This is a genomic window from Roseomonas populi (genome assembly GCF_024594815.1).
Lineage (GTDB): Bacteria > Pseudomonadota > Alphaproteobacteria > Acetobacterales > Acetobacteraceae > Roseomonas > Roseomonas populi.
In genome coordinates this window covers 149,998-175,388 of the sequence record NZ_JANJOU010000004.1, presented here as the reverse complement: position 1 = coordinate 175,388, position 25,391 = coordinate 149,998, and the positions used below count along the sequence as shown (strand labels likewise).

Below are 25,391 nucleotides of genomic sequence, written 5' to 3'. Positions count from 1 at the left end.
ACCTCCGCCGCGTAGGCTGCGCACGCATCGGAGGAGAGACCATGCGCATCCGCACCCTTCTGCTTGCCGGAGTCGCCGCCGTGGCCCTGCCGGGGCTGGCGGGCCTCGGCTGGACCTCCTGGACGGCCTGGACCAACTGGGAGAGGGCGGAGCGTGCCACCTACTCCACCCGCGTCCTGAGCGGCGCGCTGCGCGGCATGACCGCGCTGGGCGTCGAGGCCGGCGACCTGAGCGCCGCTGCGCGCACGGGCGTGGCGGACGCCGCCGGGCTGCAGGCCGGTGCCCGCGAGAGCGATGCGTTGCTGCAGGCCACCCGGCGCGACGTGCTGGCCGAGGGCCTTTCCGCGGAGGCGATCGACGCCTCGATCCGCAGGCTGGAGGCGCTGCGCCGCCGCGTGGCCGAGATGGCGGCCCGCAACGGCCGGGAGGGTGACCCGAAGCTCGTGGCCGACATCATGGCCGATCGCGCAGCGATGCTGGACGGGCTGGACGGCGTGGCGCGAGACGCCGAGCGGCGCATCGGGCAGGACGCTCCTGCCGCAGCCGGGTTGGCCGAGATCGCGCGCGAGGTGATGACGGCGCGCATGGACAAGGGCACGCGTAGCCTGCTGATCAACGCTTGGCTCGCCGGGCAGCCCGTGACGGCCGCTGGCCTGGCCGACGGGCAGCGCCTGACCGGGCGGGCGGAGCTGGCGCTGGAAACGGCACGGCGACTGGCGCAGGCCGTTGGCAATCCGGCCGTGCTCCGAGCCCTGTCGGTGGCGCAGAGCGAGCATATGGACGGGGTGGAGCCGCGCTACCGCGCCTACCTGGATGCTGCCGCCGCGGCCTCCTTCGGCCGGCAGGGGACGCCCGCCTGGCCAGGAAGCAGTGCGGAATTCCGGCAATGGACCGTGCCTGCCCTGAAGACCGTGCTTCCCCTGCGCGACGCGGCGCTGGATGCGGCCGTTGAGGTGGGCGACGTAAGCGCGTCAGGTGCCCGCACGCGTCTCATCCTCAGCCTCGCCATGGCGCTTCTTGCCCTGGGCGTGGCTGCTGGCGGGGTCTGGCTGCTGCTGCGGCGGCTGGTACGCCCGGTCCGGGAACTGACGGGCGGCGTGGGCCGGATCGCGGCGGGTGAGATCGAGACCGAGCTTCCGCACCGTGGCCGCGCGGACGAGGTGGGCGAGATGGCCGAGGCCATCGAGGTACTGCGGGTGAACTCCGTCGCCCAGCGCCGGCTTGAAACCGAGGCGGAGGCGTCCCGCGCGCATCGCGAGGCGCGCGCGGCGGGGCTGGAGACGCTGGTGCGCGGGTTTGAGGGGCGAGCGGGGGAGATGGTGCGCACCCTCTCGGCCGCGAGCACGGAGCTGGAGGCGACGGCCCGCGGCATGACCGGCACGGCCGAGGGCACGAGCCTGCGGGCGGACCGGGTGGTCGCGGCGGCGGGGGAGGCGAGCGGGGGCGTGCAGACGGTGGCGGCTGCCGCCGAGCAGCTGACGGCCTCCATCGGCGAGATCAGCCGCCAGGTGGCCCAGGCGACCGCGGCCGCAGGCCGGGCGGTGGAGGATGCGCGGCGCACCGACGGGACGGTGCAGGCGCTGGCCGAAGGCGCGGCCCGGATCGGGGACGTGGTGCGGCTGATCACGGACATCGCGGGGCAGACGAACCTGCTGGCGCTGAACGCGACGATCGAGGCGGCGCGCGCCGGCGAGGCGGGTCGGGGCTTTGCGGTGGTGGCCTCGGAGGTGAAGACGCTGGCCTCGCAGACGGCGAAGGCCACCGAGGAGATCGGGGCGCAGATCGCGGGCATCCAGGCCGCGACGGACCAGGCGGTGGTGGCGATCGGGGGGATCGGGCGGACGATCGAGGAGGTGAGCGGGATCGCGGTGGCCATCGCCGCGGCGGTAGAGGAGCAGAGTGCGGCCACCGGCGAGATCGCCCGCACGGTGCAGGAGACGGCGCGGGCCACCGAGGCGGTGACGGTGAACATCGCCGATGTCAGCCGCGGCTCGACGGAGACGGGGGCGGCCGCCGGCCAGGTGCTCTCGGCCGCCTCCGACCTCGCCGGACAGGCCGAGCGCCTCAACGACACCGTCGCACAGTTCGTCGCAGAGGTCCGCGCGGCCTGAACCCGGCCCTGCCCTCCGCGTTGCCACCCGGCACGGCGGAGGGCGGATTCATGGCGGAAGGAAAGCGGGTCGCGCTGGTCACAGGCGGCTCGAAGGGCATTGGCGAGGGCATCGCACGCCGCCTCGCTGCCGATGGCTGGCACGTCGTCACCGCCGACACCGACCCTAACGGCCCTGATATTGCCGCCCGGCACGTCAGGGCCGACATTTCCGATGAAGCCGCCGTCGGTGCCCTGGTGGACAGCATCGCCACCAACGAAGCCCGCCTGGATGGCCTCGTCTGCAACGCCGGCATCATGATCCGCAAGCCGATCCGCGAACTGACGCTGGAGGAGTGGTCCCGCGTCATCGCCACCAACCTCACGAGCACCTTCCTGCTGGCCCGCGCGGCGGAATCACTGCTGCGCCAGGCGAAGGGCGCCATCGTCACCATGGCCTCCACCCGCGCCCACCAGTCGGAGCCGAACACGGAGAGCTATTCCGCCAGCAAGGGCGGCCTTCTCGCCCTCACCCACGCCCTTGCCATCAGCCTCGGCCCGGATGTGCGCGCGAACGTCATCTCCCCCGGCTGGATCAACGTGCGGGATGAGAAGCTGAGCGAGAGCGACCACGCCCAACACCCTGCCGGCCGCGTGGGCACCCCCGCCGACATCGCGTCCCTCGCTGCCTGGCTGCTGGGCCCGGAGAGTCGCTTCGTCACCGGCGCCGAGTTCATCAGCGACGGCGGGATGACCCGGAAGATGATCTACGAGGAGTAGCTACTCGCTCTGGGTCGCCAGCCAGGCCGGCGCGCGCCGCTCCTTGAAGGCAGCAATCCCCTCATTCGCCTCGCCGCTCGCGGCGCAGCGGGCGAAGGATTGCGCCCCGGCCTCCGCATAGCCATCCGGCACCGCGCCACCCAGCGCGGCCAGCATCGCCTTCGTCTCCGCCAGCGCCCCCGGCGCGCCCTGCAGCACGTCCTCCACCGTCGCCTCTACCAGCGCGTCCAGCGCCGCAGCGTCCGCCGCCACCTGATGCACCAGCCCGATCCGCCCGGCCTCCGCCGCGTCCAGCACATGGCCCTGCAGCACCATCCGTGCCGCTTGGCTGCGGCCGGTGCGCCGGACAATCCAGGGCAGGATCTGCGCCGCCACCAGCCCGCGCCGCGCCTCCGGCGCCGCGAAGCGCGCATCCCCGCTGGCGAAGGCGATATCGGCCGCGCAGACGAAGCCCAGCCCGCCCGCGAAGGCCGATCCCTGCACGGCGGCGATCACCACCTGCGGCAGCGCCGCGATTGCCGCGAAGCGCGCCCCGATCGCCCGGTTCCGCTCCAGCTGCGCCGCCATGCGCTGCTCCGGCGTTCCCGTCTCGCCGCCCACCTCGCCCAGGTCCAGCCCCGCGCAGAAATGCCCGCCCGCGCCGGAGAGAACGAGCACCCTCCCCGCCCGGTCGCCCCTCATCTCCGCCAGCAGCGAATCCAGCGCCGCGGAGAGCGCTCCGTTCAGCGCGTTGCGCCGCGCCGGCCGGTTCAGCACCGCCCGCACCACGCCGCCCTGCCGCGTCACCAGAAGCGGGCTCTCGTCGCTCATCGGCGCTCCTCCATGCCTTGCCCCCGTCTTGCCGCGCCGCCCCCGCCCCCGCAAGCTGGCCCCGCCCTCCCTTGCCGCGGCGGGGAATGGTTCGATATCCAACGATCGTCCAAGCCAGAACCACAGGTCCGGAATGTCCCAGCGGAACGCCACGCGCACCCAGGTCGGAATCGTCGGCTGCGGCCCCGCCGGCCTTTTCCTCGCCCATCTCCTCCACCGCGCGGGCATCGAGAGCGTCATCGTGGAGAACCGCACGCGCGAGGCGGTGGAGGGCACGATCCGCGCCGGCTTGCTGGAGCACTGGGTGACGGAGCTGATGCGCGACATGGGCCTGGGCGACCGCATGGCGCAGGAGGGCCACGCGCATGACGGCATCACCCTGCAGTACGGTGCCACGCGCTTCCACCTGCCCCTGGCGGAGCTCACCGGCGGCAAGCGCGTCACCCTCTATCCCCAGCACGAGGTCCTGATCGACCTCATCGCTCCCCGCCTGGCCGATGGCGGCACCATCCATTTCGGCGTCTCCGAGACCGCGTTCCAGGACATCGACACGGACCGGCCACGGATCACCTTCCGCCACCCGGACGGCACGCCGGACGAGTTGGCCTGCGACTACGTCGTCGGCGCCGACGGCTTTCATGGCCCCGGCCGCCGCGCCATCCCCGCTGCGGACCGCCGGGAGTACGACCGCACCTACCCCTTCGGCTGGCTCGGCGTCCTCGCCCATGCCCCCCTCTCCTGGCACGAGCTGATCTACGCCCGGCACGAGGAGGGCTTCGCGCTCCTCACCACCCGCACGCCGGAAATCCAGCGCCTCTACATCCAGTGCGACCCGCGCGACGACATCGCCAACTGGCCGGACGAGCGCATCTGGGCCGCGCTCCACCGCCGCCTCGAGACGGCCGGCAGCTGGAGGCTGGCGGAGGGACAGATCTTCCAGAAGGGCATCATCCCCCTCCGCAGCTTCGTCTGCGAGACGATGCGCCACGGCCGTCTCTTCCTGGCCGGCGATGCCGCCCACATCGTCCCGCCCACCGGCGCCAAGGGCCTCAACCTGGCAGTGGCCGATGTCCTCGTCCTCTCCCGCGCGTTGGAAGCCGCGATCCGCCGCAACGACGAGTCCGGCCTGGACTCCTACCCCGCCACCGCCCTGCGCCGGGTCTGGAAGGCTGAGCGCTTCAGCTGGATGATGACCACCATGCTGCACGTGGACGCGGCCGAGAGTCCTTTCGAGCAGCGCATCCGCATGGCCGACCTGGACTTCCTAGCCGGCTCCCGCAATGCCCAGGCGGCCCTGGCCGAGAACTACGTCGGCCTGCCCCTGGAGGCCTGACCTAGATCACCACGCCGCCGCTGACGTGCAGTGCCTGCCCGGTGATGTAGGCGCCGCCCGGCCCGGCCAGGAAGGCCACCGCCGCCGCCACGTCCGCCGGCTGGCCCAGGCGCCGCAGCGGGATCCGGGCCAGGATCGCCTCCCAGGCCGGCGCCTCCAGCGCCACATGGGTTCCCGGGTCCTTTTGGGTGAAGCCCGGCACCACGGTGTTCACCGTGACATGCGGCGCCCACTCGATCGCTAGCGACCGCACCAGGGCTTCCACGCCCGCCTTCGCCGCCGCGCTGGCGGGGAAGGTCGCGGCGTCCGTGCGGAACAGGTGCGCCACGAAGGAGGAGACGGCGACCATCCGCGCCCCGCCCCCCGCCTCTCCGGCGCGCAGCAGGTGCGGGCCCGCCGCCCGCGCCAGCCGCATGAAACCCCAGAGGATGGTGTCGGCGCTGCGGGCGAAGCCCTCATCCGTCATCGCGCCCATCTGGGTGCGGTCGGCGAAGCCCGCATTGGCCACCACCACCTCCAGCCCGCCGAAAGCCACCACGGCCTCCGCCACCAGCCGCGCGGGCGTCTCCGGCTCCGTCAGGTCGCCCATCAGCACCAGGGCCCTCGCCCCGCCGGCGCGCAGATCGGCCGCCACGGCCTCGGCCCCGGCCCGGTTGCCCCGGCAATGCACCGCGATCGCCGTGCCCGGCCCCGCCATGGCCCGCGCCGTCGCCGCACCGATCCCGCTGGATGCCCCGGTGATGAGGATTCGCCGTTCTGCCGCGTCCGCCATTCGTGCTTTCCTCATGGGCGGGAACTAGGATGGCCCGTGACGTCGCGCGCCGCCAGGGCTGGCCCGAGGCACCCTCGAGCGGCGGCTCGAACGATGGGAAGCAAAAACAAAACGGCAAAATAACGAGATTACTCACAAAGAGTTGAACTGCCCCCGGTAAAGGATCATACGCCGCTGCCTGAAATCCGCCTTGATGAAGTCTAAGACCTCGTCGCGAACCTTCCTCTGCGGTGCTTCGGCAGCGTCAGCCGACAGGGGCTGTGGCTTCTCGCGTAAAAGTTGTAGTAAGTGCATAACGCCCTCGGACAGGACATGCGGGTGCCGTACGGTCAGGAAATCTCAATGCCCGAGGTCCGACCGGCGGATCGGCCGCCGCATGCGGCGCATCATATCGTGCTCGACATCTCCCGCCTGCTCGCCTGCAGCGGGAAGGTCGCTCCATCCGGGATCGACCGGGTCGAAATGGCCTATGCCCGCCGCTGGGCGGCCATGCCGGAGGGGAGCTGCACCTTCGTCGCCCAGGCCCTGGCGGGCGATTACGTGGCCCTGCCCTGGCGCGCCGTGGTCGGCTACGTGGCCATCCTCGCGCGCGCCTGGGGGCACAATGATCCGGGCGGCGGAGCGGCCACCCGTGCCCGCCGGCTCTCCGCCAGCCTCCGCTGGCGCGTCATGGCCGGGCTCGGCCAGCGGGAGCTGGTCCGGCGCCTCCGGCAGCCGGATCCGAAGGTCTTCCTCCTCGTCTCCCACCGCGCCCTGGAGCGGGACCGGCCGATCCAGCTGATGCGCGACGCGGGCTGCGCCTTCGTCCCTCTGATCCACGACCTGATCCCCGCGACCCACCCGGAATACGCCCGCCCCGGCCAGGCGGAGCGGCACCTCCGGCGCATCGCCACCACCGCGGCGCTGGCGGACGCCATCATCGTCAACTCCGCCGACACGGAGGCGGCGCTGCGCCCCCACCTGCGGGTGCGGGAGATCCCGCCGCCCGTCATGGTGGCCCCCCTGGGGATCGAGCCGCCCCCGGCCCCGGCCCCCGCCCTGCCGGCGGAGCCCTACTTCGTCGTGCTCGGCACCATCGAGCCGCGCAAGAACCACCTCCTGCTTCTCCACCTCTGGCGAGACCTGGCCCGGCGCATGGGCCAGCGCACGCCCCACCTCCTCGTCGTCGGCCGCCGCGGCTGGGAGAACGAGAACGTGGTGGACATCCTGGAGCGCTGCGACGCGCTCCGCGGCACGGTGCGCGAGGTCGGCCAGGTGCCGGACCGCGAGGTGTGGGAGATCCTGCGCGGCGCCCGCGCCCTCCTCTTCCCGTCCTTCGCGGAAGGCTACGGCCTGCCGCTGGCCGAGGCGCTGGCGCTGGGCGTTCCCGCCATCTGCTCCGACCTGCCCGCCCTGCGCGAGGTCGGCGGCGAGGTGCCGGACTACCTGGACCCGCTGGACGGCGTCTCCTGGCGGGCCGCGATACTCGACTACATGCGCCCGGACAGCCCGGCCCGCGCGGACCAGCTCTCCCGCCTCTCCGGCTGGCGCGCGCCGCGCTGGGACGAGCACTTCGCCCGGGTGGACGAGGTGCTGGCGCACCTGACCCGCCGCTCGAAGCGCGCCCACTTCCTCCGGGCCACCCTGCCGGCCTGGCTGCGCCCGCGCGCGGTGCGCCCCCGGGCCGCTCTCAACCACTCCCGCACCACGGGCCCGACGTGAACCGCAAGCAACCGCCCCGCCCCCTGGAAAGCAGCAGGGGCGCCAGGCGGCCCGCGGGTGGGGAGCCGATCGCGGTGGTCGGCGCCGCCTGCCGCTTTCCCGGCGGCCCGAACCTGGACTCCTTCTGGTCCCTCCTCGCCGAGGGGCGGGATGCCGTCTCCACCCTGCCCGCGGGCCGCTTCAGCCAGGAGTGGTTCTACCACCCCAACCGCAGCGAGCCCGGCCGGTCCTACACCTTCGCCGCCGGCCATCTCGGCGACATCTCCGGCTTCGATCCCGCGCATTTCGGCCTCTCCCCGCGGGAGGTGGCGGAGGCGGACCCGCAGCAGCGCCTGCTGCTGGAGGTGGCGTCCGAGGCGCTGGAGGATGCGGGCTGGCCCGCCGCCTCCGTCGCCGGGCGGGAGATCGGGGTCTTCGTCGGCGGCTCCTCCACCGACTACGCCGAGCTGCGCCTGTCGGACCCCTCGGGCGCCGACCGCTACTTCATGACCGGCAACACCCTCTCCATCCTGGGGAACCGGATCACCAACGTCTTCGACCTGCGCGGCGGGGCGCAGACGATCGACACCGCCTGCTCCTCCTCCCTCGTCGCCCTCGCCCACGCCGTGGACGCGCTGCGCGCCGGGCGGGTGGAGGCGGCGCTGGTGGGCGGCGTGCAGCTCCTCCTCTCGCCCTACGCCTTCACCGGCTTCTCCCGTGCCTCCATGCTCTCACCCAGCGGGCGCTGCCACGTTTTCTCCGCGATGGCGGACGGCTACGTGCGCGGCGAGGGCGCGGGCATGGTCGTGCTCAAGCCCCTCCCGGCCGCGCTGGCGGACGGGGACGAGATCCGCGGCGTCATCCTCGCCGCCGGGGTGAACGCGGTGGGCCGCTCCATCGGCCTCTCCCTGCCCGACCCGCAGGCCCAGGCCGCCCTGATCCGCCGCGTCCTGGACGAGGCCGGCCTCTCCCCGGCCGAGGTGAGCTACTTCGAGGCGCACGGCACCGGCACCCAGGCGGGCGACCCGGTGGAGGCCAGCGCCATCGGGGGCGTGCTGGCGGCGGGCGGACGAGAGGCCCCGCTGCCCGTCGGCTCGGTGAAGTCCAACATCGGCCACCTGGAGACCGCCTCCGGCATGGCCGGGCTCATCAAGGCCCTGCTGATGCTGGAGAGGCGGGTGATCCCGCCGAACCTGCACTTCGGGGACCCGAACCCGAAGATCGACTTCGCCACCCTCAACATCCGCGTGCCGGTGGCGCCGGAGCCGCTGCCGGGCCGCGCGCCCGTGATCGGGGTGAACTCCTTCGGCTTCGGCGGCACCAATGCCTCCCTCATGCTCGCCGCGCCGCCCGAGGCGAAGCGGGCCGCCCGCGCCCGGCCCGGCGCGCCGGCGGCGCCAGAGGGAGCCTCCCTCCCGCCCCTCATTCTCTCCGCCCGCTCCTCCGAGGCACTGCCGGTCGCCGCCCGCGCCTGGTCCGCCGCCCTGCGCGCCGCGCCGGAGGCCGCCCCCGCGCTGCTGCGCGGCCTGGCCCGCCACCGCGACCTGCATCCCCACCGCCTGGTGCTGCGCGGCGACGCCGCCGCCCTCGCCGATGGGCTCGATTCCTTCGCGGAGGGCGAGCCCGCCGGGATCCAAGGCACCGCGCCGGCGGCACCGGGCCCCGGCCCCGCCTTCGCCTTCTCCGGCAACGGATCCCAGTTCCCGGGCATGGCGCGGGAGGCGATGGCCCATTCCCGCCCCTTCCGGCAGGCGGTGGAGGCGGCGGATGCCGAGCTGGCCCCGCACCTGGGCTGGTCCGTCGCCGCCGCCCTGGCCGATGGCCTGACCGCCGAGGCCCTGGCCGCCACCGATGTCGCCCAGCCCGCCCTCTTCGCCGTGCAGCACGGGCTCGTCGCCGCCCTGGCGGAGGAGGGCATCGTCCCCTCCCTCGTGCTCGGCCACTCCGTGGGCGAGGTGGCCGCGGCGCTCGCGGCCGGCATCCTGGACATGCCCGCGGCCGCCCGCCTCATCGTCGCCCGCTCCGCCGCCCAGGCGCGCACGCGGGGCAAGGGCCGCATGGCCGCCCTCAACACCTCCGAGGAGGAGGCGCTGCCCCTCCTCGCCGAATGCGGGCCGGGGCTGGAGATCGCCGCCCGCAACGCGCCCCGCGCCCTCACCGTCGCCGGCCCCGCGGAGGCCATCGCCCGCCTCGTCGCCGCCGCGAAGCGGGACCGGCACACGGTCATCCCGCTGGACCTGGACTACGCCTTCCACTCCGCCGCCATGGACGAGGTGGAGGGGGTGCTGCGCGAATCCCTGGCCGGGCTGCGCCCCGCCGCCCCGCGCCTGCCCTTCCTCTCCACCGTCACCGGCGCCCTGCTGGAGGAGCCGGCGGACGCCGGCTACTGGTGGCGCAACCTGCGCGCCCCCGTGCGCTTCGCCGATGCGGCGGCCGAGGCCGGGCGGCGCGGTGCGCGGCCAGTGATCGAGATCGGCGCCCACCCCATCCTGCAATCCTACCTGCGGGAGGCGCTGCGCGCCGCGAAGGCGGAGGCGCCGATCCTCGCCAGCCTCTCCAAGCGCGACGCGCCGGGCAATCCCATTCCCGGCATCGCTGATCGCGCCGCGGCCATGGGCGCCGATCCGCGCGGGGCGGCCGCCTATGCGGGCCCGGCGCGGCGGCGCGGCCTGCCGCCCACCCCCTATGTCCGCCGGCGCCACTGGTTCCCGGCCACCCCGGAATCCCATCGGCTGCACGACCCCGTGCTGGACCACCCGCTGCTCGGCTTCCGTCGGGATTCCGACCCGGCGGAGGGCTTTGCCCACTGGACCCGCCAGGTGGACGCCGCGCTGCTGCCCTGGCTGGCCGACCACCGGCTGGGCGAGGAGGCGGTGATGCCCGCCGCCGGAATGGCGGAGATGGCGCTCGCCGCCGCCGCCCGCCGCTTCCCGGAGGCGGAGGCGCTGGAGCTTTCGGCCTTCCAGATCCTGCGCCCCCTGCCCGTGCCGCCCGGGGACCGGGAGGGCGGCAGCCAGGAAGTCCGCTTCCGCCTGGCCGATGACGGCACCTTCCGCCTGGAATCCCGCCGCCGGATGAGCGGCGAGGCCTGGTCCCTGCACGCCCGCGGCCTGCTGCGCCCGGCGACGGCGGAGGCCTTGCCGGAGCTCCCCCACGCGCCGGAGGGCGGCCGACAGGTCGCCGAGCCCGCGCTGCACGCCGTGGCCGCCCGCTGCGGCCTGGACTACGGCCCGGCCTTCCGCCCGGTCCAGCATGTCCTCCTCGATCCCAGGGGCGGTGCGGCGGAGGTCGCGCTGGACCTGCCGGCCGAGGCTCCGGAGGATGACGACTTCCTCCTCCACCCCGTGCGGCTGGACGGCGCGATGCAGGGCCTGATCGGCCTGCTGACCGACCGCGGCGCCATGGACCGCGCCAGGGACGGCCACGGCATGGAGCGCCTGGGCGAAGTCCCCGGTGACGCGCTGGTCCCGGTCCGCTTCGAGCGGCTGGTGCTGCGCCGGGGCGCCGCCCCGGCCACCCGCGCCGCCCTCGCCCTCACCCATGCAGGCAGCCGCGCGGCGGAGGCCCGGCTGGTTCTCGGCGACACGGCCGGCCGTGCCGTGGCGGTGGCGGAAGGGGTCTGGTTCCAGCGCGCCCGGCTGGGCCGGGCCGAGGCCGCGGAGGCCTCCGCCTTCCGGCTGGAGGATCAGCCCGCCCTCGACCCCTTCCTGCCCGCCCCCGACCAGGGCCGCGCGCTGGACCTCGCCCTGGTGGCCGCCGGCACGCGCGACGAATCCCTCGACCTTTCCGAGTACGCGCTGCTGCTGGAGGGCTATGTCGCCTCCGCCACCGCCCGCGCCTTCGCGGCCGGTGGGGACGGCGTGATCCAGCCTTCCACCCCCTATGCCGTCTCGATGCTGCGCGCGCTGGAGGAGGACGGCCTCGCGGCCGCCGAGGGCGGGGGCTGGCGCCTGCTGCCCACCGGGGACCTGCCGGCGCCCGAGGACATCTGGCGCTCCATCCTCATCGAGCGGCCCGCCCTGGCCCAGGACCTGGCCATGATCGCGCAGGCAGCGGAGCGGCTGCCCGATGCCCTGGCGGGCCACCTGCCGCAGGATGCCGTCCGCTCCCGGCTGCCCGAGGAATCGGGCGCCTTCGACCGGCTGGCCCAGGTGGTGGCCGATGCCGCCGCCGCGATCGCCGCGGCCTGGCCGGCCGACCGGCCGCTGCGCGTGCTCGATCTGGGCCCCGCCGCCCTCACCCGCCACCTCTCGGCGGGCCTCGTCCGCTCCGGCCGCCGCGTCCTGCACCTGCTGGCGGGCGAGACCCGCCCCGCCCCGCCCGCCCAGTCCATGGCGGAAGTGGTGACGGTGGACTGGAACCCCGCCACCGGCGCCCCGCCGCCCGTCGTCGCCGACCTCGTCGTCGGCCTGCACCCCGGCCTCAGCGGGGAGGCCGGCACCGGCGTCCTGCCCGGCCTCGCCGCCGCCCTGGCCGAGGGCGGCACCCTCCTGATGGTGGAGCCGGTGCCTGGCCGCGTGGTGGACTTCGTGCGCGGCCAGGCTCCGCACAGCTGGTCCCTCCCCGCCCTGCCGAACGCCGCCGCATGGCGCGACATCCTGGCCGCGGAGGGATGGTCCGCGCCGCGGGCGGAGCCGCTCCGGTCCTCGCCATGGCCCGCCCTCCTCATCGCGGCCCAGCGCCCCGCCCCGGCCCCCGTCATCCCGGCTGCCCGGTCGGGGCAGCGCCTCATCCTCCTTCCCGATGCGGGCGCCGCGCCGCTGGGCGAGGCGCTGGCCGCCGCCCTCTCCAAGGCGGGCGCCGTGGTGGAAAGCCACCGGCTGGAGGACGCCTCCGCCCTGCCGCCCCGCGCGCTGCGGGGCGCGTCGGTGGTCGCCGTCACCAACCCGGCCGGCCCGGCCGAGGCGGCGCCTCTCGCTACCAGCCTCGCCGGCATCGTGAAGCTGGCGGCCGTCGCCTCGGGCGCCAGCGCGGGCTTCACCCTCGTCGCCCAGGGCAACGGGACCGCCGCGGCGGCCGAGGCCGTGCGCGCCCTCGGCCGGGTCCTGGCCAACGAGATGCCGGAACTGGCGCCCCGGCGCATCCTGGTGGACGCCGCCCTGGCCCCCGCCGCCGCCGCCCACCGCCTCCTGCCGGAGCTGCTGTCGCCGAATGCGGAGCCGGAGATCCTGCTCGGCCTCTCCAGCCGCCGCGTGCCGCGCATCGCTCAGGAGGGCTTGGTGCACGGATCTCTCCATGGCCAGGCCTGCCGCCCGCCCCAGCCCGGCCCGGCGGCAAGGCTGGCGGTGCGCCAGCCCGGCGCCCTCGCCTCCCTCGCCTGGGAGCCGATGGAGCCCCTGCCCGCCCCCGGCCCCGGCGAGGTGCGGGTGCGCGTGGAAGCCGCCGGGCTGAACTTCCGCGACCTGATGTGGGCCCAGGGCCTGCTGCCGGAGGAGACGCTGAAGGACGGCTTCGCCGGCGCCGGCCTCGGCATGGAGTGCGCGGGCGTGGTGATGGAGGCCGGGCCCGGCGTGCCCTTCCATTCCGGCACCCGCGTGTTCGGCTTCGCCCCGCGGGCCCTGGCTGGCCAGGTCCTCACCCGCGCCGAGGCGCTGGCCCCGATCCCGGAGGGGCTGACCTCCACCGCCGCCGCCACCATCCCCGTCGCCTTCCTCACCGCCGTCTACGCGCTGGAGACCTGCGCGGGGATCGCGCCCGGTGAGCGCGTACTGATCCATGGCGGTGCCGGCGCGGTGGGGCTCGCCGCCCTGCAGGTGGCCCAGGCCTCCGGCGCCCAGGTGGCGATGACGGCAGGCACGGAGGCCAAGCGCGCCTTCCTGCGCGCGGCCGGCGCCGACCTCGTGCTGGACAGCCGCGCCAGCGGCTTCGACGACGCACTTCGCCGCCACTGGCCGGACGGCGTGGACGTGGTCCTGAACTCGCTCGCGGGGGAGGCGATGGAGCGCTCCATCGCCCTGGTGAAGCCCTTCGGCCGCTTCATCGAGCTCGGCAAGCGCGACTATGCGGAGGACCGGCGCATCGCCGTGCGCCCCTTCCGCCGCAACGTCACCTATTTCGGCGTGGACGTGGACCAGCTGCCCAAGGCCCGGCCCGCCGAGGCGGCGCGACTGCTGGAATCCATCCGCGGCCGCCTCGCCTCCGGCGATTTCCGGCCCCTGCCCTATGCCCGCCGCGCGGCGGAGGACGCGGAGGGCGCCTTCCGGCTCCTCCAGGCCAGCGGCCATATCGGCAAGATCATCGTGCTGCCCCCGCGCGAGGAGGGGCCGCGCCCCGCCGCCTGGTCGCCCCGGCGCGGCGGCACGATCCTCGTCACGGGCGGTACCTCAGGCTTCGGGCTGGAATGCGCCAAGTGGCTGGCGGCCCACGGGGCGCAGCGCCTCGCCCTCGTCTCCCGCCGCGGCCCGGCCACGCCGGGCGCGGGGGAGGCCGTGACGGCGCTGGCCGCCCTCGGCGCGCGGGCCAGCCTGCACGCGGTGGACGTCTCCAGCCGCCCCGCCCTCGCCGCCCTGCTGACGGAGCTGAGGGAGGAAGGCCCCCTCACCGGCGTGGTCCACGCCGCGACCGTCTTCGACGACGGCGCGGCCGGCTCCATGGATGCCGCCCGCTTCGCCGCCCTCCTCGCCCCAAAGCTCGTGGCGGCGGAGAACCTGGACCGGCTGACGGCCGAGGACCCGCTGGACCTCTTCCTCCTTTTCTCCTCGGCCACCACGGCCTTCGGCAATCCCGGCCAGGCGAACTACGTGGCCGCCAACGCGGCGCTGGAGGCCCTGGCCCGCCGCCGCCGCGCGCGGGGCCGCCCAGCGCTCGCCGTCGGCTGGGGCCCCATCGCCGATGCCGGCATCCTGGCGCGGGAGGCCGAGACGGCCCGCACCCTCGCCCGCCGCCTGGGCGTGGAGCCGATGGCGGCGCGCGAGGCGCTGGACACCCTGCCCGGCCTCATCGCCGCGGGCCACCCCGTCGTCTCCCTCGCCCGCGTGGCCTGGAAGCGCGCGGGCGCGGCCCTGCCGGTGCTGCGCGAGCCCGCCTTCGCCGCCCTGCGCGGCCGGGCGGAGGAGACGGACGCCGACATCGCCGACATGCGCGTCCACCTCATGGCGCTGCCCCCGGCGGAGGCCCAGGCCCTGCTGACCCGCATCGGCGCGGAGGAGCTGGGCCGGATCCTGCGCCTGCCGCCCGAGAGCATCGGCGCCGACGTGCCCGTGGCGCGCCTCGGCCTAGACAGCCTTGGCGGGTTGGAGCTGCGCGGGGCGCTGGAGGCGCGGCTCGGCATGGCCGTGCCCCTTTCCGCCGTGACGGAGGACCTCACCGTGGCGGGCCTGGCCGCGCGCATGGTGGAGGGCCTGTCCGGCGGGGCGCGGGAGGCCCAGCTGGACTCCCTCCTCGGCCACTTCGAGCCGGGCTCGGCCGGGCCCGGCCCCGACACGCTGACGCCGGAGCCCACGCCGGCCGATGCGGCGACCCTACCGGACAAGGCGGGCGCCACCTAAATTGGCCCGGCCGGGACTGCCCGTCATGGAGATACGCGCTTGAACCAGGGCCTCGGCCTTTCCGCCACCGCGCGCCTGGCGCTGCTGCAGCGCCTTTCCAAGCGCCGTGCGCGGCAGGAGGAGAGCGGCGCCGGCGACGGGCGGTCCTTCGGGGACGTGCCGGCGCTGCGCGACTTCGAGCTGCTGAAGACGGCGATGGAGGCGCTCGACCTCCCCAACCCCTTCTTCCGCCCGCACCAGGGCGTGGCCGGCGCCACCACGGTCATCGGAAATGACGAGTACCTGAACTTCTCGTCCTACAACTACCTGGACCTCAACAACGACCCGCGCGTGAAGGCCGCCGCCCACGCCGCGATCGAGCGCCACGGCATCTCCGCCTCCGCCTCCCGCGTCGTCTCCGGCGAGAGGCCGCTGCACGCGGAGCTGGAGGCCGCGCTGGCCACGCATTACGGCGCGGAGGACGCGATCTGCCTTGTCTCCGGCCACGCCACCAACGTGACGGTGATCGGGCACCTGATGGGCCCGCGCGACGTGATCCTGCACGACGCGATGATCCACAACTCCTGCGTGGAGGGCGCACGCCTCTCCGGCGCCCGCCGCATCCCCTTCGCCCACAACGATCCCGCCGCGGCCGAGCGGGAGCTGGCCGCCGCGCGCCGCGGCGCCGGCCGGGCCCTCATCCTCATCGAGGGCCACTACTCCATGGACGGCGACGTGCCGGATCTCGCTCGCTTCATCGAGATCGCCCGCCGCCACGACGCCTGGCTGATGGTGGACGAGGCCCATTCGATGGGCGTGCTCGGCGCGACCGGCCACGGCATTGCGGAGCTGCAGGGCGTGGACCCAGCGGGCGTGGACATCTGGATGGGCACGCTCTCCAAGACGCTCTGCTCCTGCGGCGGCTACATCGCGGCCAAGCGCCAGCTCATCAACTGGCTGCGCCACACGGCGCCGGGCTTCGTCTACTCCGTCGGCCTCGCCCCCGTGCTCGCGGCCTCCGCCCTCCAGTCGCTCCAGATCCTGCACGAGGAGCCCTGGCGGGTAGCAAAGCTGAACGCCAACGCCGCCCGGTTCCGGGACGGGCTGCGGGCGCGCGGGCTGGATGCCGGCGCCTCCGGCGGGCACGCCATCGTGCCGCTGATGACCGGCTCCTCCGTCCGCGCCGGGCGCCTCTCGGCGGAGCTCTTCGCGCGCGGCGTGAACGTGCAGCCCATCACCTTCCCCGCCGTGCCGGAGCGCGCCGCGCGGCTCCGCTTCTTCCTCACCGCCGGCCATACCGAGGCGCAGGTGGACCGGACCCTGGACATCGTGGCGGAGACCGCGGCGGGCATCGCGCCGGCCGAGGTGGCGGGCTGACACCGCTCCGCGTCGCCCTCCTCACCCTCGGCAGCGCCGCGAGCAGCGAGGCGGTCTCGGAGTTCCTGGGCCTCCATGGCGGGCAGGTGGTCCTGCTCGGCCTCTCCAACCCGTATCGCCGCTCGGCCGGGGGCCTGCTGGGCCAGGCCTGGCGGCACTTCCGCCGCTCCGGGCCGGGGATGCTCGGCTATCTCGCGGTGAACATGGCCCTGCCCCGGCTGGCGGGGGCGCTGGCGCGGGGCGCGGGATCGCTCGCCGCCCTGGCGCGCGCGGGGGGCATTCCCGTGGCCGTGGTGGAGGACGTCAACGGCCCCGCCTTCCACGCCGCGCTGCGCGCGGCCCGGCCGGACCTGATCCTGACCTTCCACTTCGACGGCATCCTCTCCGCCGCCACCATCGCCGTGGCGCCGATGGGCGGCATCAACGTCCACCCCTCCCTCCTGCCCCGGCACCGCGGCCCGATTCCGACCTTCTGGGCGGGGATGGAGGCGGAGCCCGCCCACGGCGTCACCGTCCATCGCCTCGTGCCGCGAATCGATGCCGGGCCGGTCCTCGCGCAGCGCGTCGTCGCCCTGCCGCCGGGCATCACCGCCTCGGCCGCCGCGCGGCACCTGCACCGGGCGGCGGTGCCCCTCATCGGGGAGGTGCTGGCCGCGCTCGCGGCCGGCGCGGCGGCGGAGTCGCCGGCCGGGGTGCCGCTGCCCTACTGCCCCTTCCCGGACCGTGCGGCCCTGCGCGCCGCGCGCCGGCGCGGGGTGCGGCTGCTGGACGCGGCGGATATCCGCGCGGCCCTGCAAACACGGGCTTGAGACCCGCGGGGCACATCGGGGCCGCCCGGCCGGCGGCGGCCAGCACCCCAGCCCCGCTCACCCATGCCATTGCGCCCCCCGACGCTCCTGCATATGGAGCAAAGGTGCCCGAGGACGCGACGAACACCCGGAAGGGACGGCAGTTCCTGTTCCTGCAGGGCCCGATCAGCCTCTTCTTCCCACTGCTCGGCGCGCGACTCCGCGCGCTGGGGCACGGCGTGCACCGGATCAACCTCTGCCTCGGCGACAAGCTCTTCTGGCGCGGCGGCGAGGTGATGGATTACCGGGGCCGGCCGGAGGACTGGCCGGCCTTCATCGCGCGCTTCCTGGACGAGCGGGGCATCACCGACATCCTTCTCCTCGGCGAGCAGCGCTTCTACCACCGGGAGGCCATCGCCGCGGCCCGGGCGCGCGGCATCGCCGTGGTGGCCACCGATTTCGGCTATCTCCGCCCGGACTGGATCGTCTTCGAGCACGACGGGCTGAACCGCGAGAGCAAATTCCCGCGCGACCCCGCCGCCATCATCGCCCTGGCCGAGACACTCCCCCCGCCCGACATCGGGGAGCGCTACCGGGACAGCTTCCGCAAGCAGGCCACGATGGACGTGACCTACCACTTGGTCTCGCTGCTGCCGGGCTTCTTCCGGCACTACCGCAGCCACCAGATCTATCATCCCATCCAGGTCTATCTCGGCACCCTCTCCCGGATCCTGACGCGGCGGCGCGCCAACCGGGAGGCGAACGGCATCATGGCGCGGCTGCAGGGGCGCGGGCCGCTCTTCCTCATGGCCATGCAGATGGAGACGGACTTCTCCGTCCGTGCCTACTCCGCATACCCCGACCTCGACACCGCGATCGACGAGGTGACGCGCTCTTTCGCCGCCCACGCGCCGCCGGACGCGCAGCTCCTCGTCAAGGTCCACCCATTGGACCCCGCGATGAAGAACTGGCGCCGCCGCGTGCGCCGCATCGCCGAGCGGGCGAAGGTCTCCGATCGCGTCCACTACCTCGGTGGCGGCAATCTCGGCGCCATTACCGAGAGCGTGCAGGGCGTGGTGACGATCAACAGCACCGTCGGCCTGCGCGCCATCCTGGACCACCTGCCCACGCTTGCCCTGGGCGACGCCATCTACAAGATCCCGGGCCTGGTGCACGAAGGCCCGATGGACAGCTTCTGGACGAAGGGGCGCCCCCCGGAACCCGAGCTGCGGGAAGCCTTCCTGCGCGGCATCGCCCACTGCCTGCACCTGCGCGGCGTGTACTACGCGCGCCCGGGCTTGGACGCGGCCGTGGAGGCTGCGGCGCAGCGGCTGCACAACGGGCTGATCAACAAGCCGGTCGTGGATCCGCCTCCCGTCCTGCTCTGAGAGGCCGGTCCCGCGCCGCCCGCAGCCCGCGCGGTGCGCCGGAGACGACCAGCCCGCCCCTCACCGCCGCCCCCCGATCCGGGCCAGCAGCCCGCGCACCCAGCCTTCCATCCCGCGGTGGATGGTGAGGGGGGAGATCCGCCAGGCCTCCGGCTGCTCCAGCCTGTCCAGCATCACCTCCGGCGGGCAGGGCAGCAGCGTCACCGGGTCCAGGTAGCGCGGGTAGAGGATGAGGGCGGCGGCTACCAGCTCGTCCAGCGCGCGGGCCACGCCGCGGCGCCCTGGCGGCAGGGGCGCGCGGTCCTCCGTCAGCCCCCAGCCGGCATAGAAGGGTTGCCCCCAGCAGGTCACGGGCACGCCGCGCAGCAGCGCCTCGAAGCCTGAGAGGGAGGTCATGGTGTGCAGCGCGTCCACCTCCGGCAGCAGGGCGGGAAGCGGCACGCCGCCCACCACCGCGTCCGCCAGCCCCGCCAGTTCCGCCGCCCGCAGCCGCCCCCGGCGGAAGCCGGCCTCCAGGTCGGGATGCGGCTTGTAGAGGATGAAGGCCTCGGGCTCCGCCGCCCGCACGGCCCGCAGCAGGTCGAGGTTGGAGCGGATGGCCCCGCCACCGAGGCGCACGGAGGCGTCATCCGCTACCTGCCCGGGCACCAGCACCTTGCGCCGCCCTTCCGGAAGGTCCGGCAGCGCCGCCTCGCTCCGCAGGTTGTACTTGGAGATGCCGCGCGCCACGACCGCCTTCCGGAGCGCCGCCGCGCGGGCCAGCAGATCGGGCGGGAACGCCCCTTCCTTCAGGATCATCTCCAGGGACGATGGCTGGCGCGGGTCGTAATAGGCCCCGCGCGCATCGAGACTGTAGGACGCTCCGGGAAGGAAGCGCGCCCCCAGCCCGCGGGAGCGGATGAACCCGTCCTCCAGCAGTTGCACCGGCACCCCGCCCCCCCGGATAGCGGCCGCCCCCGCATCGGAGAGGGAGGCCGCCCAGGCGACCACCGCCCCGCCCTCCGCCACCGCGCGCCGGGCGGCGCGGGCGGGGCTGCGCTCGAAGGCCGGGGAGCCGCCCTCATGCGCCAGCAGCGCGGCCACCTGCCGCCGCTTCCAGCGCGCGATCCCGATGCAGGCCGAGACGCCGCGATTTGCCCGCTCCGCTGCCACCCAGTCCGCCAGCAGGGCCAGACCTTCCGCCCGGCTCCAGGGGCGGCGGCGAAAGGGATCGGCGGCGCGCAGGCGGGCGAGAAGCGGCTGCAGATGCGCGCCCGGCCGGTCATGCGGCACCCCGGCGGCCTCGGCCAGCGCGGCCATTAAGGGCCCCGCGCCGTGCAGCCGCGCCGCGGCGTCCAGCAGCGTCCAGGGGGAGAGGGGCTGCGGCAGGCTCCTCACGCCCGGCAACGCGGCTGAGGTGGCCAGCACGGGCGCGGCAGCCCGGCCGGCGAAGGGATCGCGCGCCACCAGCACGGGCAGGCCCGAGGAGCGCGCCGCCGCCAGCGCCGCCAGCGCCCCGGCGGCGTTGGCGGGGTCGCAGGGGTCCAGCACCAGCGCGGCCGCCCGCGCGCCCAGGCCGAAGGCGGCACCTCCCGGATCCGGCAGGCCCGGCGCACCGCCCAGCCGGGCGCGCACGATCAGTGCCGCCAGGGCCTCCGCCTCGCCATCGGCCAGGGGCGGAGCGCCGTCCGACAGCAGGAGGGGCGGCGCATCGCGCCCGGCGAAGCGGGGCGGCGCGAAGGGCGCGAGGGAGAAGCGCAGCACGGGGCCGGCGGCCGGCGCGCCCCCTTCCTCCACCACCGTCAGGGCGCCGGCCATGCCGGGCGGCACCTGGCTGAGCTCGGGCCAGAAGGCCGGCAGATGCGGCCACCGGGCGAGAAGATCAGGGGACAGGGCGAGCGGCAATGGCTCGGCAGATTGGGCCTGGGCCATCCTGGGATGTTTTGCCTGCTGCGCCGCCGTAGGATAGACTGCCCTTATGACGCACGCCATGCCCAGCGGAGCGGCCGCGCAGCCGCCCAGGGTTCCCGCCTTGCCTGCCTCGCCCCTTTCACGACCCGGGGTGGCAGGCCGCGCCGCGCTCCTCCTGGTTCTGGCGCCCCTCGCCGCCTGCACGGCGGAGCCGGGCCAGGGAAGCTGGTGGAATCCTGCCGGCCTTGCCGCCGCCCCTACCTCTCCCCCGCCCGCCACGGGCGTGGTTCTACCGGTCCGCGCGGCCGATCCCCTGGCCGCCTTCGCCGCCCGGGCCCAGGTCGGGCAGGCCGAGACCGTCTCGAGCGGCAGCGGCATCGTCAATGCGCGACTCGGCCGCGTGTACAACGCCGCCTCCGGCCGCGAGTGCCGGGAGCTGCAGTTCGGCTCCTCCAGTGCCCCCGGCGGCGCGCCGGGTGCCACCTACTGCAACGATCCCGCCCAGGGCTGGGTTGCGGCACGCCCCCTGCTGCGTGGCGGAGCGGTCTACCGGCCGTGAGCGACGTCGGCTTCGTTCCCACGCCGCCCGCCCGGCGGGAGCGGGGCCATTGGATCGTCGAGGGTCTCGCCACCCAGGTCCGGGTGATCGGCGCCCTCATCATGCGCGAGGTGCAGACGCGCTTCGGCCGCCACAATGTCGGCTTCCTCTGGCTGTTCTTCGAGCCGCTCTTCCTCGGCACCATGGTCGGGCTGATGCACTCGGCGCACGGGCAGTCCATGCCGGGCGGGGTGGATCCGTTCCTCTTCAGCCTTGTGGGCTACGTGCCCTATTTCATGTTCCGCGCCATCATCAACCGGGCGGGCAGCGCGCTGCATTCCAACCTGACCCTCCTGTTCCACCGCCAGGTCACGCCGGTGGACGTGCTGCTGGCCCGCAACCTGCTGGAGGCCGCTTCCGTCATCGGCGTGATCGTCATCATCCTGGCGGGCGGCGTGTGGCTCGCGGGGGTCTGGCCGGCGAATCCCGGGCTCGTCTTCTTCTGCCTCCTCCTGATGTTCCTGCTCTGCAACGGGCTGGCGATGATGGTGGCCGCGCTGGTGGCGCGCTGGGAGGTGGCGGAGCGGCTGGTGCATCCCCTCACCTACCTGTCCATGCCTCTCTCCGGCGCCTTCTTCGCCCTCCACTGGCTGCCCGCGAACCTGCGCGAGCTGCTGCTGTGGAACCCGCAGGTGAGCCTGCACGAGGGTATCCGCGCGGGCATCTTCGGGGATGCCTTCCCCTCCTACTACGACCTTCGCTATGTCGGCTGGTGCATCCTCGTCACCACCCTGCTCGGCCTGCTCTCGCTCCGGACCGCCCGGCGCAAGCTTGAGATCTTCTGAGCCGGGAATGCGACGCCCATGGCCCTGATCCTCGAAGACGTCTGGAAATCCTACCCCGTCCGCGGCGGGCGCCGGGAGATTCTCAAGGGCATCAACGCCGTGGTGGAGCGCGGCGACGCGGTGGGCATCCTCGGCCGCAACGGCGCGGGCAAGTCCACCCTCATGCGCGTCATCTCCGGCGTGGAGTCGCCCACCCGTGGCCGCGTGCGGCGGGAGATGTCCGTCTCCTGGCCGCTCGGCTCCGGCTTCGGCCTCCAGGCCAGCCTCTCGGGGGCGGACAATGCCCGCTTCATCGCCCGCATCTACGGCCAGGACGTGCGGGAGACGCTGGATTTCGTGCAATCCTTCTCAGAGATCGGGCAGTATTTCTACGAGCCGGTGAAGACCTACTCCGCCGGCATGATGGGGCGCCTGCTGATGGGCCTGTCCTTCGCCGTGAAGTTCGATTGCTACCTGGTGGACGAGATCATCTCTGCCGGCGACCAGCGCTTCGTCCAGCGCTGCCAGACGATGCTGGAAGACCGGCTGGGCAACGCCTCCCTCCTGATGGTCTCGCATTTTGCCGACCACATCAGGCAATATTGCCGCACCGCCGTCGTGCTCCGGAACGGCCTACTCGAGCTGTACGAGGACATCGATGAAGGTATCGCCGTCTATCAAAGCCTTTGAGGCCGGGGCCCCGGCCACGGCCGGCGTCTCCGTTCCCGCCCGGCGCCCCTCGGCCCTGGCGAGGCGGCTTCGCAAGTGGCGCGGCTTCCTGCTGGCCGTTGTCCTGCCGACCGCCCTCGCCGCCCTTTATTTCTACGGCATCGCGGCCGGCCAGTATGTCAGCGAGGCCCGCTTCCTCGTCCGCGGCCCTGCCGGCGCCTCCTCCAACTCCATGAGCGCGCTGGGCGTGGCCCTCGGCAGCGCCGGCTTCAAGCCGGCTGCGGAGGAGGCCATGGCGGTGCGCGACTACATCAACTCCGAGGACGCGGTCCGCGAGGTGCGGAAAACGGTGGATCTCAACGAGATCTGGCGCCGGCCGGAGGCGGACCCGCTCGCGCGGCTCTGGGTGAGCAATCCCAGTGTTGAGCTGCTGACCCGCTACTACAAGCTGATGGTCTCGGCGGATTTCGACACGGAATCCAGCACCGTCACCCTGCATGTCCGCAGCTTCAGGCCCGAGGACTCCAAGACCATCGCCGAGGGGCTGCTCCGCGCCTCCGAGAACCTGGTGAACGGGCTGAGCGAGCGGCAGCGCGGCAACACGCTGGAGGATGCGCGGCGCGAGGTGGAGATCGCGGAGCGCCGCGTGGCCGCCGCCCTGGAGGCCGTGACCAACTTCCGGCAGCAGGGGCGCGCCCTGGACCCCGCCAGCGAGGCCACCGCCAACATGACGACGGTGACGCAGATGGAGGCCGCCCTGGCCCAGGCCCGCGCCGAGCTGCGGGAGAAGAGCGGCTTCATGCGCTCGGACAACCCCCAGGTCGCGGTGGTCCTCAACCGCATCTCCGCGCTGGAGGGCCAGATCGCTAACGAGCGGCAGCGCCTGACCCACGGCAACCAGGCCGCCCCGACCCAGCTCGCGGGCTACGAGCGGCTCATGCTGGAGCGGGAATTCGCCGACAAGCAGCTCGCCTCCGCCGTGGGCAGCCTTGAGTCGGCCCGCATCGACGTGGCGCGCCAGCAGCTCTACCTGGCGCGGATCACCCAGCCGCAGCTCGCCGAAACCGCCCTCTATCCCAAGGCCGCCTACGCCGTCGGCAGCATTTTCGCCGTGCTCTGCGTGGTCTATGGCATCGCTTCCCTGGTCTTCGCCGGATTCCGTGAACATGCAGCCTGAACGCCGCGCCACGCGCGGATGCGTCCTTGCCCTGGCCCTGCTCGGCCTGTTGCCCGGCGCCGCGGTGGCGCAGTCCGCGGACGGGCTCCTGCAACAGCCCGTCCCCGGCCGCCTGGGGCCGATGCTGGCCCAGGCCGCGCCCGTGCAGGCGAACACGCTGCTGCCGGAGACCAGCGCCGTCTCCCGCGAGGGCACGACGACGGCGGCCGAGGGTGGTGCCGTGGTGGCCGGCCCGCTGGGTGAGCCGCAGCGCGCCCCCGGGCCCGCCACCGCCGTCTTCGGCGCCGCCCTTTTCGCCCGCGGCGCCCCCGCCTCGGCCGACACGCCCAACCCCAACTACGTCATCGGCATCGGGGACCGCGTCTCCGTCCGCGTCTGGGGCGCGATCGAGTCCGAGGCGATCGGCCAGGTCGATGCGGACGGCAACCTCTTCCTGCCCTCCATTGGCCCGATCAAGGTCGCCGGCACCCGCGCGGGCGACCTGCAGAGGGTGGTCGAGACCGAGGTGCGCCGCATCTACACGCAGCAGGTACAGGTCTATGCCGTGCTGCTGAACGTGAACCGCATCGGCGTCTTCGTCACGGGCTTCGTGAAGAGCCCCGGCCGCCAGGTCGGCACCGGCATGGAGAGCGTGCTGGACTACCTGCTGCGCGCCGGCGGCGTCGATCCCGCCCGCGGCTCCTTCCGCAACATCGAGATCCAGCGCGGCGGGCGCACGGTGCAGACCGTGGACCTCTACCCCTTCCTGCTGGCCGGGCGCCTGACCCGCTTCCTGTTCCAGGAAGGCGACACCATCGTCGTCAACAAGCAGGGCGCACTCGTCAGCGTGGACGGCGCCGTGCGCAACAACTACCTCTTCGAGGTGCCCGGCCGCGCCATGTCGGGCGAGGAGCTGGTCCAGCTCGCGGCGCCCCTGCCGGCGGCCACGAACGTGGTGGTGCGCGGCACCCGCAACGGCGCGCCCTGGTCCCGCTACACCACCGTGGCCGAGCTGCGCCGGATCCAGCTACAGGACCAGGACGTGGCGAGCTTCATCACCGATGCCCCGCCTGAGACCATCCGCGTCAGCATCGAGGGCAGCCGCATCGGCCCCTCCGTCCTCATCGCGGACCGCGGCATCGGCTTGTGCCAGCTGCTGGACCACGTGGCCGTGAACCCGACCGCGGCGGACACCGCCTCCGTCTTCCTGCTGCGCCCGAGCGTCGCGGCCCAGCAGAAGCGGACCATCGACGAGACGCTGGACCGGTTGGAGCGGCAGCTCTTCACCGCCACTTCCGTGACCACCGGCGTGGCCGAGATCCGCACCGCCGAGGCCGCGCTCGTCTCCCAGTACATCTCCCGCGCGCGGCGTATCCAGCCGGAGGGACGCCTCGTCGTCTCTGACGGCTCCGGCCGCTGCTCCGACACGCGGCTGCTGGACGGCGACACGATCGTCATCCCCGAGCGGAGCGAGGTGGTGATGGTGGCCGGCGAGGTGACGGCGCCCCAGGCCGTGCTGTGGCGCCCCAACCTGAAGGTCGAGGACTTCGTGAGCCAGGCCGGCGGCTTCACCCAGCGCGGCAGCCTCTCCAACATCATGATCCGCCGCGCGAGCGGCGAGCTGGTGCTGGACCCGCAGGTGGGCCCGCGCCCGGGCGACGAGCTGATCGCCCTGCCGCGGCTGGATCCCAAGGCCTTCCAGATCGGGCGGGACGTGCTGCAGCTGATCTACCAGACGGCGCTCTCGGCCCGGATCTTCCAGTAGGGAAAGGCTCCGGCGGAGATCCGATCGGATCTCCGCCGGATCTTCCGAACAAGGGCACGCGCCTTG

General features: G+C 74.1%; 16 protein-coding genes. 13 read left to right on the top strand and 3 right to left on the bottom strand.

The genetic code is table 11. The features are described 5' to 3' along the window. The first annotated feature begins 41 nt into the window (after nt 1–41). Both NRP21_RS08210 and NRP21_RS08205 read left to right on the top strand, forming a co-directional pair. Nucleotides 42–2,111 (top strand): methyl-accepting chemotaxis protein, encoded by a 2,070-nt coding sequence (locus NRP21_RS08210; RefSeq protein ID WP_257715695.1) that lies wholly within the window; start codon nt 42–44, stop codon nt 2,109–2,111. A 50-nt stretch (nt 2,112–2,161) separates the two neighbouring features. Then, nucleotides 2,162–2,869 (top strand): SDR family oxidoreductase, encoded by a 708-nt coding sequence (locus NRP21_RS08205; protein ID WP_257715694.1) that lies wholly within the window; start codon nt 2,162–2,164, stop codon nt 2,867–2,869. Here NRP21_RS08205 and NRP21_RS08200 read toward each other — a convergent pair whose 3' ends face one another. Beyond that, on the bottom strand, nt 2,870–3,679 hold the full coding sequence (locus tag NRP21_RS08200) for an enoyl-CoA hydratase/isomerase family protein (protein ID WP_257715693.1): 810 nt from the start codon (nt 3,677–3,679) through the stop codon (nt 2,870–2,872). Nucleotides 3,680–3,812: 133 nt separating this feature from the next. Here NRP21_RS08200 and NRP21_RS08195 point away from each other — a divergent pair, with 133 nt between their 5' ends. Beyond that, nucleotides 3,813–5,012, top strand: coding sequence for a 4-hydroxybenzoate 3-monooxygenase (locus NRP21_RS08195; RefSeq protein ID WP_257715692.1), 1,200 nt, complete (start codon nt 3,813–3,815; stop codon nt 5,010–5,012). A 1-nt stretch (nt 5,013) separates the two neighbouring features. Here NRP21_RS08195 and NRP21_RS08190 read toward each other — a convergent pair whose 3' ends face one another. Then, entirely contained in the window at nt 5,014–5,784 is a 771-nt protein-coding gene (locus NRP21_RS08190; protein ID WP_257715691.1) for an SDR family NAD(P)-dependent oxidoreductase, read from the bottom strand. A gap of 342 nt (nt 5,785–6,126) precedes the next feature. Between NRP21_RS08190 and NRP21_RS08185 the strand changes: the two genes are divergently transcribed. From NRP21_RS08185 to NRP21_RS08165, 5 genes are all read left to right on the top strand, one after another. Continuing rightward, nucleotides 6,127–7,485, top strand: a complete 1,359-nt coding sequence (locus NRP21_RS08185; RefSeq protein ID WP_257715690.1) for a glycosyltransferase family 4 protein — start codon at nt 6,127–6,129, stop codon at nt 7,483–7,485. Further along, nucleotides 7,482–14,951, top strand: a complete 7,470-nt coding sequence (locus NRP21_RS08180) for a type I polyketide synthase (protein WP_257715689.1) — start codon at nt 7,482–7,484, stop codon at nt 14,949–14,951. The genes NRP21_RS08185 and NRP21_RS08180 overlap by 4 nt, the downstream gene beginning before the upstream one ends. Nucleotides 14,952–14,990: 39 nt before the next feature. Beyond that, complete coding sequence (locus NRP21_RS08175) at nt 14,991–16,307, top strand: aminotransferase class I/II-fold pyridoxal phosphate-dependent enzyme (RefSeq protein ID WP_257715688.1); 1,317 nt, start codon at nt 14,991–14,993, stop codon at nt 16,305–16,307. A gap of 86 nt (nt 16,308–16,393) precedes the next feature. Then, on the top strand, nt 16,394–17,116 hold the full coding sequence (locus NRP21_RS08170) for a formyltransferase family protein (RefSeq protein WP_257715687.1): 723 nt from the start codon (nt 16,394–16,396) through the stop codon (nt 17,114–17,116). A 104-nt stretch (nt 17,117–17,220) separates the two neighbouring features. Then, complete coding sequence (locus tag NRP21_RS08165; protein WP_257715686.1) at nt 17,221–18,483, top strand: capsule biosynthesis protein; 1,263 nt, start codon at nt 17,221–17,223, stop codon at nt 18,481–18,483. A gap of 60 nt (nt 18,484–18,543) precedes the next feature. Here the strand turns inward: NRP21_RS08165 and NRP21_RS08160 are convergent, their stop codons facing one another. Then, a complete protein-coding gene (locus NRP21_RS08160) occupies nt 18,544–20,394 on the bottom strand; it encodes a capsular polysaccharide export protein, LipB/KpsS family (RefSeq protein ID WP_257715685.1) in 1,851 nt (616 codons plus the stop codon). Between the two features lie 130 nt (nt 20,395–20,524). Between NRP21_RS08160 and NRP21_RS08155 the strand changes: the two genes are divergently transcribed. The 5 genes from NRP21_RS08155 to NRP21_RS08135 are packed head-to-tail and all read left to right on the top strand — an operon-like array spanning nt 20,525 to nt 25,325. After that, nucleotides 20,525–20,932: a hypothetical protein gene (locus NRP21_RS08155; RefSeq protein ID WP_257715684.1), complete on the top strand. Its 408-nt coding sequence runs from the start codon at nt 20,525–20,527 to the stop codon at nt 20,930–20,932. Then, nucleotides 20,929–21,756, top strand: a complete 828-nt coding sequence (locus tag NRP21_RS08150) for an ABC transporter permease (protein ID WP_257715683.1) — start codon at nt 20,929–20,931, stop codon at nt 21,754–21,756. Before NRP21_RS08155 ends, NRP21_RS08150 begins: the two co-directional genes overlap by 4 nt. An 18-nt stretch (nt 21,757–21,774) precedes the next feature. Continuing rightward, on the top strand, nt 21,775–22,425 hold the full coding sequence (locus NRP21_RS08145) for an ABC transporter ATP-binding protein (protein ID WP_257715682.1): 651 nt from the start codon (nt 21,775–21,777) through the stop codon (nt 22,423–22,425). Continuing rightward, nucleotides 22,394–23,581: a capsule biosynthesis protein gene (locus NRP21_RS08140; protein ID WP_257715681.1), complete on the top strand. Its 1,188-nt coding sequence runs from the start codon at nt 22,394–22,396 to the stop codon at nt 23,579–23,581. The genes NRP21_RS08145 and NRP21_RS08140 overlap by 32 nt, the downstream gene beginning before the upstream one ends. Continuing rightward, nucleotides 23,571–25,325, top strand: a complete 1,755-nt coding sequence (locus NRP21_RS08135; protein ID WP_257715680.1) for a polysaccharide biosynthesis/export family protein — start codon at nt 23,571–23,573, stop codon at nt 25,323–25,325. The genes NRP21_RS08140 and NRP21_RS08135 overlap by 11 nt, the downstream gene beginning before the upstream one ends. The last annotated feature ends 66 nt before the right edge of the window (nt 25,326–25,391 follow it).

What these genes read in the sequence shown, in the direction of transcription:
- NRP21_RS08160 (WP_257715685.1), bottom strand. Translation starts at nt 20,394, where the DNA reads ATGGCCCAGGCCCAATCTGCCGAGCCATTGCCGCTCGCCCTGTCCCCT.
- NRP21_RS08140 (WP_257715681.1), top strand. Translation starts at nt 22,394, where the DNA reads ATGAAGGTATCGCCGTCTATCAAAGCCTTTGAGGCCGGGGCCCCGGCC.
- NRP21_RS08200 (WP_257715693.1), bottom strand. Translation starts at nt 3,679, where the DNA reads ATGAGCGACGAGAGCCCGCTTCTGGTGACGCGGCAGGGCGGCGTGGTG.
- NRP21_RS08145 (WP_257715682.1), top strand. Translation starts at nt 21,775, where the DNA reads ATGGCCCTGATCCTCGAAGACGTCTGGAAATCCTACCCCGTCCGCGGC.
- NRP21_RS08185 (WP_257715690.1), top strand. Translation starts at nt 6,127, where the DNA reads ATGCCCGAGGTCCGACCGGCGGATCGGCCGCCGCATGCGGCGCATCAT.
- NRP21_RS08210 (WP_257715695.1), top strand. Translation starts at nt 42, where the DNA reads ATGCGCATCCGCACCCTTCTGCTTGCCGGAGTCGCCGCCGTGGCCCTG.
- NRP21_RS08190 (WP_257715691.1), bottom strand. Translation starts at nt 5,784, where the DNA reads ATGGCGGACGCGGCAGAACGGCGAATCCTCATCACCGGGGCATCCAGC.
- NRP21_RS08135 (WP_257715680.1), top strand. Translation starts at nt 23,571, where the DNA reads ATGCAGCCTGAACGCCGCGCCACGCGCGGATGCGTCCTTGCCCTGGCC.
- NRP21_RS08205 (WP_257715694.1), top strand. Translation starts at nt 2,162, where the DNA reads ATGGCGGAAGGAAAGCGGGTCGCGCTGGTCACAGGCGGCTCGAAGGGC.
- NRP21_RS08195 (WP_257715692.1), top strand. Translation starts at nt 3,813, where the DNA reads ATGTCCCAGCGGAACGCCACGCGCACCCAGGTCGGAATCGTCGGCTGC.